Origin of the sequence: Candidatus Nitrospira allomarina (assembly GCF_032050975.1) — a bacterium.
Taxonomy (GTDB): domain Bacteria; phylum Nitrospirota; class Nitrospiria; order Nitrospirales; family UBA8639; genus Nitrospira_E; species Nitrospira_E allomarina.
Genome location: NZ_CP116967.1, coordinates 1,900,597 through 1,912,567 on the forward strand (window position 1 = coordinate 1,900,597; position 11,971 = coordinate 1,912,567).

Here is an 11,971-nt window from a genome sequence, read left to right on the forward strand (position 1 = left end):
CGACCTCGCAAGAATCCGGTTATGGTCGGACGCTATGTCCGCCAAAAGCCTTCCGCAGGGCTGCTAACATTTTTTCCGCGAAGGAGGTATCCTGTCGCGAGCGGAATCGGGTGAATAAAGCGGTCGTCAGAGTGGGAACCGGTACGTCCTTTTCAATGGCATCCATTATCATCCACCGTCCCTCGCCGGAATCCTGGACGTAGCCTTGTAACTGTTCCAGTTTAGGATCTTTTTTGAGCGCTCCGGCCGCTAGTTCAAGCAGCCAGGACCTGACCACACTGCCATGCATCCAGAGATCGGCGATTGTGGCGAGATTCAGGTTATAGTCACTCTTGGACATCAGTTCGAACCCTTCCGCGTATCCCTGCATCATACTGTATTCAATGCCATTGTGAACCATCTTCACATAATGCCCCGCGCCATGTCCCCCAACATGGGCCCATCCATTTTCCGGAGCCAAGGTTGTGAAGATCGGGGCCAATCGCTTGACGGGTTCCTGTTTTCCACCGACCATCAAGCAATAGCCGATTTGCAATCCCCAAATACCCCCACTGGTTCCGGCATCAATATACTGGATGCCACGGGTGTGAAGGTCGGCCGCGCGGCGAACGTCATCATGAAATTTCGTATTGCCTCCATCGATGATGATATCGTTGGCCTCCAAAATTTGTCCGAGATGTTGTACGGTTTCTTCGGTGGGTTTACCTGAGGGGACCATGACCCAGACAACTCGCGGTTTCGGTAATTTGGTGATCAGGTCTTCCAAGGATGAAGACGGATTCGCCCCCTTTTTTTCGGCTTCACTGATCAGGGTGGCCGACCGGTCGTAGGCCACGACCCGATGTCCTCCTTGGCTCAACCGGGTGACCATGTTCATTCCCATTTTGCCAAGTCCAATGAAACCGATATCCATAAGCGATCCTCCTGTGATGTCGAGTGGTGGTCCTTTCAGTCATCATTGATCCTGACGTGAGGGTCATACGGACGGTCGATTACGCCTCACAACAGTGTGGGCGGCACGTTTCGTATTGAGAGCCAGATCAAGATTGCAGGCCGCCGTTATGAGACCAAAATGAGTAAAGGCCTGCGGGAAATTTCCTAACTGTTCACCCGAGTGCGAGACTTCCTCGGCATATAAACGAAGATGATTACCATAACTTAACATTTTTTCAAAGATCAGTCGTGCTTCCGTCAATCGCCCCGCTTTGGTCAGGGCTTCGACTAACCAAAAGGTACACATGCTAAAGGTGCCTTCTTCGCTGTCCAGGCCATCTGAGGCGGCCTTCCCGTTTTCATAACGATAGACGAGGCTCCCTAATGACAGTTGCTCGAGTGTGCGGTCAATGGTTGAGAGCATTCGAGGATCAGTTGGAGACACAAAAAAGACCAGAGGCATAATCAGGTTGGCGGCATCCAACGCTTCGCTATCGTAGGATTGAACGAAGGCTCCAATTTCCGCATTCCAACCCCGTGCCATAATTTCCCGGTAGATCCGGTCGCGTTCCTCCATCCATCGGGCGCGGTTGCCTGGAAAGCCTCGTTTGTCGGCCAGACGAATGCCGCGATCTAAGGCCACCCAACACATGACTTTGGAATAGACAAAATGACGACGTCCTCCTCTGACTTCCCAGATGCCTTCATCCGGTTGCTCCCAATTGTCGCAGACAAAATCCAAGAGGCGACAAAGGTTTACCCAGAGATCATAGGAAATGGACGCGCCGTGTTTATTATAGAGATATACCGCGTCCATCAGTGCGCCGTACATATCCATTTGCAGTTGAGACGCGGCTCCATTGCCGATGCGTACAGGGCGGGAACTGCGGTGGCCATCTAGATGGGGCAATTCTTCTTCGGTCAGATTACGACGACCGTCGATGCCATACATCAATTGGATGGATCCGTCCGGATTGAGTTCGCAACAACGGGCATTGAGCCAATCCATGAATCGACTGGCTTCCACCGTAAATCCCAGGCGTAATAGCCCGTATATAGAAAAGGCTGCATCCCGAATCCAGGTATAACGATAGTCCCAATTTCGGGGACCCCCGATATTTTCCGGAAGACTGGTTGTGGGAGCCGCCACAATGGCTCCGGTGGGGGCATAGGTCAGCAGTTTGAGGGCTAAGGCGGAACGGTGAACCACTTCCCGCCATCGCCCATCGTATTGGCATTGTGCCAGCCAGCGCTGCCAGAAGGCGGATGTATTTCGAAAGGCTTCGTCGCCGGATTCAGGGGTGGATAACAGCTGGTCGCCGTTTTTGCCTTCCAGGTATTCCAAAAAAAACGTCAGGCTTTCGCCCTGATGGAGTGTGAATTCTTGATACGCGAAATTTTCCCGCGTATGAAGGGGAATGGGGCTGACCAATCCCACGGATTGATCTCCGGACTGAAAGATGATGCCTTTCGGTCTGGTCTCGATGTCATGAGGGTTCCGGCCAAAATTAAAAGCGGGTGCGCATTCAAGTCGAAAGGTGACGGTTCCACGGACCACTGAGAGCATTCGGATAATTTGGTGGCGGCGAGGCCGGTATCCAGCTTCGTCTGATTCGATGGGCATGAAATCAGTGAGTTCGCCAACACCATCATGTTGCAGAAACCGGGTCAGCAGAATATTGGTTTCCGGCAGGTACATTTGTCGGGTATTGCCATGTGTGACGGGAGCAATCTTGAAATACCCTCCAATTTTGTGATCAAGAATGGCTCCAAACAGGCTAGGGGAGTCAAATCGTGGGAGGCAACACCAATCAATCGATCCATCGATCCCAACAAGGGCAATGGTGTGGAGATCTCCAATAATGCCGTAATCACCGATATTTTTATAACTCATGTCCGCTTCTCATTAGGTGAAAATGGCTAAATAAAGAAATACAAAAGCCAATATACCCAAAATTAAACAATAAACACTATATATAGCGGTAAATTTATCGATAAGGCTCAATATTTAGATTTTGCTTTAGATAGGACGGGGTCCCCTAAATGATCATTCATCAGCAGCGCAACAGCAGAATATTTAATTCTGAGATCAAAATCTGAAGGAACGTTATGCTTCGGCGCGTAGAAGACATGAAAATTCAGGAATTCACCAGTGCTACACGCGGATATCAATGAGGCCTGTTGAGCGATCTTTGCGGGGTGGTGGTTCTTCCGAGTGTTGCTCAATATCCTTTTGTTGTTTTTTTCTATTGCGGCTATAAAAACTTCCTTTTTGGCCCACATCTCCATCCTGGACCGAGGAGGTAGATTGAGGGGCGGAGAGAGTTGGCGGGGGTGGATTGGTGATTTCCATAGAGCACCTTCCATTGTGGGTGATTATGGTGAATTGTGAGAATTTTCCCTCTCTTAATACTACTTATCGTCAAAACGTTCTCAATCTTAAATGGAGGTATGGATAGAAGGATGGCGCCTGCACTGTTCCATCCTCCTCGGAGAGATTTTGCCTTTTCGCGTTGAAGCGGCTTCGACGCGCAAGCAGGCAAGCAGGTCGTCATTTGTTGATGTGCGGGTTTTTTCCCATTGGTACCCTAGGCAGGGGAATTCAGTTGTCAAAATGAGTGTCTCCTATTTCCATTTGATGACAAGAAGTTGGTATGCCCGTATAATCGAAAGCAATGAAGCCTCAAACTTCCCTGTCTTTGATGGGTGTTGATCTCTCGGGTGTGGCCTCTACTCTCCGTACACATCTCCCATTTCCTGCCCAACTAGAGCAATGCGTGCCGTTGGCGGGGGATGCTTCGAATCGTCGTTATTACCGGTTGCACCTTTCCATGGCTCCCGTTTCCTCTGTGATTCTGATGAAGTTAGCCGATCCGGAAGGGTTTAAAGCTTCTGAGGAGGCCGTAAGTGGAGCCGGGGGAGACGTCACTGAATTGCCGTTCACGAATATTCTGAAACATCTGCAGAAGAATGGCGTTCAGGTACCTATGTTATATTTTTACGATGAATCCTGCGGCCTGCTCTATCTCGAAGATTTTGGAGACGTGACGCTGGCCCAAGCATGGCAGGAATCTACCCCGGCTATCGGGGAGGATCTATACTGTAAGGCTGTAGATCAGCTCGTTCGGCTTCATCTCCAGGCCTCACATCCTTCCAGTGTCCCCTGTGTGGCGTTGACAAGATCTTTTGATGTTCCCCTGTATCTCTGGGAGTTTGACCATTTTTTGGAATATGGCATTGTTGCGAGAGAGGGGCCCATGCGTGTCGACGACCAAGTGCCGGTTTGCGAGGAATTTCAGAAGATGGCCGAATGGTTAGCCTCGCAACCGCCTGTTTTTACCCATCGTGATTATCATTCCCGCAACTTAATGGTGGATGGGGAACGGCTTGGCGTCATTGATTTTCAAGATGCCTTGATGGGACCCGTGACATATGATTTGGCCTCTCTGCTGAGGGATTCCTATATCGCTCTTGATGAAGGGGTAATTGATCGTCTTATTATTCGTTACGTAGAAGCCATGCGCCAGAATCTATCATTTTCGCAACAATCGGCTATGTTATTCCATGATCCTGAAGCGTTTCGTCGGTTGTTTGACTTCACGAGTATTCAACGCAATCTAAAGGCTGCCGGTCGGTTTGTGTATATTGACCGAGTAAAGGGTAATTCACGCTTTTTGGCCTCAATTCCCCACACGCTAAAGAATGTTCGTGCCAATTTGGAAAAATATCCTCAACTCCATCGACTGCTCACCCATCTGTCTCCGTATATCTCTGAATGGCGTTAGCTTCTTGCATATGAAGGCCATGATTTTGGCCGCGGGTCTTGGCACTCGCCTTCGTCCCTTGACCAACACGATTCCCAAACCGTTATTGCCGGTTGCGGGGACGCCGCTCATTATTTGGAATTTGTTGTTATTGCGAACATATGGAATTCGGGACGTTATCATCAATCTGCATTATTTAGGTAAAATGATCGAAGAAGCGATCGGGGACGGATCCCGCTGGGACATGCAGGTGAAATATTCCCATGAATCAATCCTGTTAGGAACGGGTGGAGGATTAAAAGCGGCTGAGTGGTTTTTTGAGCAACACCCGTTTTTGGTAATTAATGGGGATACGTTGATCGAGTTGGATGTGAAGAGATTGGTAGAGTTTCATCGGACTCATGGTGGTGTGGCCACGTTAGTGCTTCGCGACGATCCGCAAGCCGCTCAATGGGGGGCCGTAGATTCGGACGCACAAAATCGTATTTTCAGAATAAATGGTCGGGGAATGAGCCAAGCTGAATTGCCTGACGCCCTGGTTCAACGGATGTTTGCGGGCGTTCATATTCTCCATCCTTCTGTCCTCCACGATGCCCCTGCGGATAAGGCGTTTTCCATCATCGACTCCTATACGAATGAGCTTGCGCGGGGTTCCAAAATATTTGGATTTCTTCATACCGACTATTGGTCCGATATTGGAACAGTGGCACGTTATGCTCAGGCGGAAGCCGATGCCGAGGCCGGAGTGATCTTCCCCAAGACCTAAGAAGGGTCGCCTGTTAGGCTGCACAGCATTTCCCCCCATGAAGAGTTGTCTGGCTGGTGCCGTGAGTGCGTTGGTGAGGAAGTGGCGCCAATAATCGCCCCGCTTTTGAAGGGTTGACGTTAGGGAAACCTTGCCAAAAGATATCGATATCGGGTTTATTATCTAAATACTCCCTGTGGTTTTTCCCATTTTTTGCGGCAGGGTGAAGGTAATTGTGGCCACTTTTGAACGACTCCATCACTTGCTCGAACAGTCTTTGAGAGATTTTCAAGCTGAATCGAGTGACCTTTCCGATACGCAAGAGCAGGAACTCACGCAGGCCCTTCACCGATTGAAGGGCCGACTCACCCAAATTCTTTCGACAACTTCCGAGCCACCCCCTCTTGCCAATTTACTTTCGGTTCGCGATCAGACGGTTTCGCTTCCCGCTCGGATTACTCTCCCCGAACCATCTCAGATCCATTTCGTGACTTCCTGTGATGGTACAATCCTCATGGCAAATGAGGTGGGGAGTCATATCCTGGGGATGGATCTGGCAGAAATAGGGCAGGTGTCCATTGCCGATTATGTTGCTCATGAGGAATGGAAGATTCTTCGAGGCCATCTTTGTGCGATTGATGCTACTCCGAAGATACTGAATAGAGTGCTGACAATTCTCCCAACAGGGAGACCATCGCAAAAGATCCTATGTGTGGTCGTGCCCATGCTTGATCAGTCGCAGAAGGTGGTCGCGTGGCATTGGGGATTGACTCCGGAGGCGGAATCCTCTTCCGTTCAGCCTTTTATCCAATTGGTGAAGAGTCTCGAATCCCAACTAATTGCCGGTCAGAGCGTGGATATGTGTCTGACGCAGATTTGTGATGGCCTTGTGCGGATTTTTGGTTTTGCTTTTGTGTGGCTGACTACTATGGGAAAGGGATGTGCGCCCCAGTTACGCGCACATGCGATGACTGGGGAGTTTGATTGGGAGACGCAAGGGACTCTGTGGTGGAGCCAGGTTTCGCAGCAAGGGGAGCTAATTCAGGCCTGCGAGGGTTCTGAAATATCACTACTTTCTCCGTGCTGTCCGTCCACAAGTCCCATGGCCTGGTCTCCGCCTGGATTCCGGTGTCATCAAACCTGGGGTGTCCCACTGGCTTTGGATGAGGATTGTTTCGGTATGCTGGTGGTGTGTTCTGAAGGTCCACAGCCGGTTGATCCGACGGTGCTTGGGTGGTTGCAAGTATTAGGTTGTGAGATCGAACGGTTGATGGCACGTGGAAGACAGCTGGATCTTTGGCGATTGCAAAGTGTGGCTATGGGCTCCGTATTTGATCCCGTCTGTGTGACAGATGCGCAAGGTCGTTTGGAATGGGGGAATGATGCCTATGCGGCCTTGCGTGGTTCCTCGATTCAATCGTTGTTGGGTTCTCCGTTGAATTCGTTCCCTCATGAGGAACTCCAAGACAGAATGTCCCTGTCAGATCCCTCTGCCCAAGAGTTCAGTTACCTAAAGACCGAGGTGATGCAAACGGGAAGCAATGGCCAATCTCTGGTTTTCGAGCAAGTGGTTACTCCTTTGCTCAATGATCAGGGGGACCCAATACATTTTGTCGTGATGTTGCATGATGTGACCGCTCGAAAGACACAAGAACTCCTGATGAAGCATCATGCCTATTACGATCCGTTAACCGATCTCCCAAATCGAATTATGTTTAAAGATCGCCTAGAACAGTCGTTGGCGCAAGCCAGGCGAAATGGGACCTTACTGGCATTATTCTTTTTGGATCTCGATAATTTTAAAACTATCAATGATTATCATGGACATCAAACCGGAGACCGTGTATTGCGTATCGTAGCGGAGCGGTTAGCAACTTGTGTGCGATCAACCGATACCGTCGCCCGATTGTGCGGGGATGAATTTACCGTTATTCTTCAAGGGCTTGAACATATTCAGGATATTCGTCAGGTGGCCCTGAAAATTTTAGAATGTCTTATTCCGCCCATTCGATTGGGAAAAGAAAAAATCCCTATACAGATTAGTATTGGAATTTCCGTCTATCCCAAAGATTCCACGGATCCCCATCGGTTGGTGGAAATTGCCGATCAGGCAATGTATCGGGCCAAAGAACGTGGTGGACAGTGCTGGTATTTTGCCACCCCTGAATGGAATGATGAATAAGCGTTGTTATGGTGTTTCACCCCTCCTGTATTCGTCCAGAAAGCTAAAATCCAGCGATATTCCAGAAAGAATTTTTCTAGTATCTCATAACGATAACTCCCCCCAAAAATGGATCTTGTTCATGCCTGTGTCAAGGTGACAGTGCCCGTTATGTCTCCTCAACAAAAAAAGACTCATTGATCCTATGTATGCTTATCCCGCCCAGGCATCTCTCATCTCTAGGCGCCCCTCAAAAGCGTTGAGGAAATGCCACGATTGTTGAGTAAATGCTGCTTTAGTTCTGCACCCACCTCTCCTTGGTGTATGGGTTTTATTTAAATCCTCATTTAACATTCCCCTGAGTCCTGTGCCGCATTGTGAGAAGGAATTTAAAGATGGTTCTTAGCCGGATCATCCCGTGAAATCTCTAACTCTGCAGTAGATCTATGAAATTTGAGGGAATTGGTATGGTCACTTTTCTTCGGGCTGTTCGGAAATGTTGAGTTTTCCGTCACCGTGACTTCCGACGAGCAGTTCTTCTTGTATTCGGGATATTTCCTGGCCTTGTTTTTGCAATTTTTTATTGTTGTGGACGATCTATAAAAGATATTTCACGGGTTATTCGGAGTAGCTGTTGAACAAGGAGTTTGTAATATGACTGTTCATTCATGGACCCGCAGAATCTACGTTTGGGTACTAGTGATCCTGATGATGATGGTCACCGGGTGTGCCCATCGGTCCACACATGGAGTTCATAAGTATGGCAAAAAATCCGGTGCGCCAACTTTGGTGGCCTCGCAGGGAGATTTTTCAACGGGATCCTCGGAACAAGCATTAAACAAGGAGACGTCCACTGGAGAAGGGTATTTTCCTGAAGGGACAGGAGCGTTGTCCGACCTTCTTGCGGAAGATCCCTTGATTCGGGAGGACCACACATTCGACTCAGGTCTCACGCCTTCTGACTCTCTCAATGATTATTGGGGTAATCGTACTCGGGCCGAACAATTGACCGCACAAAGCGGCTTACGAGATGTGCATTTTGAATTTGATAGTTTTCAACTCAATGAACAAGCTAAGGCGACGTTAGTGGCCAACGCGGAGTGGCTAAAAGCTCATCCGTATGCTGAGATTACCATTGAAGGACATTGCGATGATCGCGGGACGGCTTCCTATAATCATGTTTTAGGTGAGAAGCGTGCCATTCGCACCAAAACCTACCTCACCAGTTTGGGAGTCCCCGGCGAGCGACTTCATGTGATGTCATTCGGCAAGGAGAATCCGGCCTGTTGGGATTCAACCGAACCGTGTTTCCAGAAGAATCGGCGCGCTCATCTCGTTCTAGATATTAGTGTGGCATCGACGCCAATGCCTTATGTCGCCGACCGCCGGGATTGGTAGAGATTTGTTGCCGGGCATGGCCCGTCAATGGTTTGAGAGAGGATTAAAAAGACTATGCTAAGCCCTCATTCATTTTCGTTTCGTTTAAGTGTTCGATTTGTCATTATCGGGATGAGTGTGATCTTGGCAGGGTGTGTGGCTCAGCAGGCGGATGTGGTACGAATCAAACGGGAATTAGACGCCAAGATCGGTCAGTTGGATAAGAGCAAAACATCACTTCAGCAAGCCGTGAGTGAGGCCAATACGGCCTTGGAGAAAGCGAATTCCCTTATTGCCAAGCAGCGGCTAGAGATTCAGGAGTTGCTGCATGCTCGCGCCGAAGTGATGGACCAAGTTGCTACCTTAAAGGAGACGGACCTCTCTCAGGTTCGTGGAGGGCTTGAAAGCAATCAGAACCAGGTCAACGAATTAACAAAAAAAATGGCGCGGTATGACGCGGATATGAAGGAAGTCAAAAACCCAGCTTCAGCAATCTGAGCCTCTGGTCCATCAACTTCGGGATCGTTTAGCAGGGGAGGAACAAGTCCTGACAGAGCAAGGAGGTAAGTTAGGCGAGTTCCGGACTTCGTTGGTGGATTATCAACAGGTGCTATCTTCTCTTCGTCAACAAGTTACCCAACATGAGCAGCAGGTCGCAGATTTACGCAGACAACTTGATCTCAAATCTCAACAACGTGATGCCCAGGCGCAGCAAGTTCAGGCAAATTTTGAAGAGGTTCGGCGAAGTATACAGTCGGTGGTAGGGACGTTAGAAAAATTCAGCGTCACATTCGGGGGGCGATTGGATGAACACGAGCAAAAACTCTCTCGCATGGCTGGACAACCCGGGAGCCCCCTTTCCTCAAATGCTTATATGCACGAAAGCCTCGATCCGTCGGCGCGGGGAGGGGTAGGCCGAGATTTCCTTTCTCAACGCACTCCACTATCGCCTCGGTCGGATGCAATGGCTGGCTCACAATCCCCAAAGGAGAGTTCTCGTCCGGTTGTGACCGGGTCGGTTGCCGCGTATGCTCCCACATCCCAGCTATCGAGAACGTTGCCGGCTCCGGTAGGGACTTCAGAGGCGGGTTCTTCCCGTCCTGTCGATACCCGAAACGCTCAGGTGCTATACGACCGGTCGATGTCGCTTCTTCGTCAGGGGAACTTTGCCGAGGCTTCCACTGGGTTTTCGACATTTTTGCGAACATTTGCTGACTCTCCCTTGGCTTCCAATGCACAATACTGGTTGGGTGAATGTTATTACGGCGAAAGACGGTTTCAAGAAGCCATTGATGAATTTGAACGAGTATTTGCCTTTTACCCTTCCAGCAATAAAGTGCCGGCATCTCTACTGAAAATCGCCTATTCGCACATGGAATTACGCGAATTACCCATGGCTCGGTCAGTCTTTCAACAACTTGTACGAACTCATCCCCAAAGCCCAGAAGCCGAGAAAGCGTATGGTCGTCTACAAGAAGTGAATACCTTCCTCGATAATCCTTCCTAAGCTTCCAATTTTTCCAGTGTCGTTTTTATTGTCGTTGGCTCCTGGAGTCTACTCTGAGTTTGTCACCTGTGCTGACTCACCGCGGTATTCTTTTCTGAGGGAGGAAGTCTCCCTGCACCGTTTCTTACCTATACCGGCCAGCCGTTGGTTTGAATCCATTTGAGGAAGATATGAGGCAGAAGGTGGAAAACGGAGGCGGAAGGTCAACGCTCGTTCCCTCGTATCATCATGCCCGACATTGTTTATCGGTCGTCCATCTTAAGAAGACGAAAAGAGGAAAGGGGATACCTTTTCCGATGGACCTCTGATGCCGATCTGAGGGGATGAGGGAAAGAGATTGCGGAATATTCAGGGCCAGGCGCCGGAATGAAAGCATTAATTTGTCGGGTGACGGGAGGGTATGAGATGCTAGAAGGAAGGCGTCAACAGATCGTTGGATAGTCAAAGCTTAGATGAACGAAGGCCTTGGTGGGCGGGGATCTCCGGGACCAGGGCGAAAGGGCGGTGTACTGATCGCCAAGATTCTCCGCGTTGTTCAATCAGCGATTCGTGAATAGGACCTAACCACTGGTCGGCTTTTCGAAGGTATTCGATTTTATCTGGATTGATTCCCATAATCCGGCAGCAAGTGGCATCGACGGCCGGAAGATTCCTTCCCATGACCAGGACTCCGGATTGGACAGGTGTCCCCATTATCGGACCATCCCCTTCCATTCCGATTATGCCGTCGACAATGGCGAACTGAGGCTTGAGCGTCGCATTGATATCCAAAATGGACTGCGGGATTCCAGCCTGGTGTAACACATTCTTCGGCCATCCGTAATAATTTCCAGGCATCACGCCAAAAAAATTTTTCATGGACAGGGTCGCACCAGCCCAATGGTGCGTTTTCATCTTGGCCAGCGAGACAACCCAATCGACCTCCTTGACTATTCGAGGAAGGGTCAATGAGGCCATCCTTGTCTGACCACCCAGGTTAGGCATAACAACCCCCTCCATTGTATTCAGATCTCGAAAGGAGATGTGATCTTCGTACAGCACATCTGCCAAGCCGGATTCCTCTAAGACTAAAAGCGTATCGTGGCGATGTCCTGGCCCTTCACCTACGACGACAGACGTCGCACCCAGGGAAAGGAATGCCTCGACGGTTCCTCGTACGACCAAAGGATGGGTATTGATATGCGATAACGATTGATGTGGCTCAACCAAATTCGGTTTTAACAAAATGCGTTTGCCTTTGATCTCTAATGGAGTGATTCCCAATTCTTGGAACCCTTGGCGAATGAGATTCGCCAAGTCTGTATTATATGTTTCCGCATGACCGATGAACGTGTGAGCGGTTAGCCGAGGGGCTGCCAACCAATGAAGCAGGGAAAACCCTGAAACAGCTAATCCCCCTCCGACCAAACAGGCCTGCAGCAATTGCCTTCTGGAAAGCGTTGGCTGTCCTGTGTGTGTGGGTGGAGTGATCATCGAAATATTTC

At 49.6% G+C, this 11,971-nt stretch carries 10 protein-coding genes; 6 read left to right on the forward strand and 4 right to left on the reverse strand.

The genetic code is table 11. The features are described 5' to 3' along the window. Window positions 1–19 precede the first annotated feature (19 nt). From gnd to PP769_RS08405, 3 genes are all read right to left on the reverse strand, one after another. Entirely contained in the window at window positions 20–913 is an 894-nt protein-coding gene (gnd, locus tag PP769_RS08395; protein ID WP_312646598.1) for a phosphogluconate dehydrogenase (NAD(+)-dependent, decarboxylating), read from the reverse strand. Window positions 914–976: 63 nt separating this feature from the next. Further along, window positions 977–2,827 (reverse strand): glycoside hydrolase family 15 protein, encoded by a 1,851-nt coding sequence (locus PP769_RS08400; protein WP_312646599.1) that lies wholly within the window; start codon window positions 2,825–2,827, stop codon window positions 977–979. A gap of 261 nt (window positions 2,828–3,088) precedes the next feature. Continuing rightward, complete coding sequence (locus PP769_RS08405; protein ID WP_312646601.1) at window positions 3,089–3,286, reverse strand: hypothetical protein; 198 nt, start codon at window positions 3,284–3,286, stop codon at window positions 3,089–3,091. Window positions 3,287–3,608: 322 nt separating this feature from the next. Between PP769_RS08405 and PP769_RS08410 the strand changes: the two genes are divergently transcribed. The 6 genes from PP769_RS08410 (at window position 3,609) to ybgF (ending at window position 10,487) form a co-directional block, all read left to right on the forward strand. Further along, window positions 3,609–4,718 carry an aminoglycoside phosphotransferase family protein gene (locus PP769_RS08410; RefSeq protein ID WP_312646602.1) on the forward strand — a complete coding sequence of 370 codons (1,110 nt, stop codon included), beginning with the start codon at window positions 3,609–3,611 and terminating at the stop codon, window positions 4,716–4,718. Window positions 4,719–4,737: 19 nt separating this feature from the next. Next, window positions 4,738–5,463: a nucleotidyltransferase family protein gene (locus tag PP769_RS08415; RefSeq protein ID WP_312646605.1), complete on the forward strand. Its 726-nt coding sequence runs from the start codon at window positions 4,738–4,740 to the stop codon at window positions 5,461–5,463. 214 nt (window positions 5,464–5,677) lie between these two features. Further along, window positions 5,678–7,624, forward strand: a complete 1,947-nt coding sequence (locus PP769_RS08420; RefSeq protein ID WP_312646606.1) for a diguanylate cyclase domain-containing protein — start codon at window positions 5,678–5,680, stop codon at window positions 7,622–7,624. 633 nt (window positions 7,625–8,257) lie between these two features. Then, complete coding sequence (locus PP769_RS08425; RefSeq protein WP_312646607.1) at window positions 8,258–9,001, forward strand: OmpA family protein; 744 nt, start codon at window positions 8,258–8,260, stop codon at window positions 8,999–9,001. A gap of 54 nt (window positions 9,002–9,055) precedes the next feature. Next, entirely contained in the window at window positions 9,056–9,478 is a 423-nt protein-coding gene (locus tag PP769_RS08430; protein WP_312646608.1) for a hypothetical protein, read from the forward strand. Between the two features lie 94 nt (window positions 9,479–9,572). Further along, window positions 9,573–10,487: a tol-pal system protein YbgF gene (gene ybgF, locus PP769_RS08435; RefSeq protein WP_312646609.1), complete on the forward strand. Its 915-nt coding sequence runs from the start codon at window positions 9,573–9,575 to the stop codon at window positions 10,485–10,487. Between the two features lie 441 nt (window positions 10,488–10,928). On the opposite strand, the gene PP769_RS08440 is transcribed toward ybgF, so the two are convergent. Further along, complete coding sequence (locus PP769_RS08440; protein WP_312646610.1) at window positions 10,929–11,960, reverse strand: DUF362 domain-containing protein; 1,032 nt, start codon at window positions 11,958–11,960, stop codon at window positions 10,929–10,931. Between the last annotated feature and the right edge of the window lie 11 nt (window positions 11,961–11,971).

Coding starts and splice junctions, on each gene's coding strand:
- PP769_RS08400 (WP_312646599.1), bottom strand. CDS start 2,827: ATGAGTTATAAAAATATCGGTGATTACGGCATTATTGGAGATCTCCAC.
- PP769_RS08425 (WP_312646607.1), top strand. CDS start 8,258: ATGACTGTTCATTCATGGACCCGCAGAATCTACGTTTGGGTACTAGTG.
- PP769_RS08410 (WP_312646602.1), top strand. CDS start 3,609: ATGAAGCCTCAAACTTCCCTGTCTTTGATGGGTGTTGATCTCTCGGGT.
- PP769_RS08440 (WP_312646610.1), bottom strand. CDS start 11,960: ATGATCACTCCACCCACACACACAGGACAGCCAACGCTTTCCAGAAGG.
- gnd (WP_312646598.1), bottom strand. CDS start 913: ATGGATATCGGTTTCATTGGACTTGGCAAAATGGGAATGAACATGGTC.
- PP769_RS08405 (WP_312646601.1), bottom strand. CDS start 3,286: ATGGAAATCACCAATCCACCCCCGCCAACTCTCTCCGCCCCTCAATCT.
- PP769_RS08430 (WP_312646608.1), top strand. CDS start 9,056: ATGCTAAGCCCTCATTCATTTTCGTTTCGTTTAAGTGTTCGATTTGTC.
- PP769_RS08415 (WP_312646605.1), top strand. CDS start 4,738: ATGATTTTGGCCGCGGGTCTTGGCACTCGCCTTCGTCCCTTGACCAAC.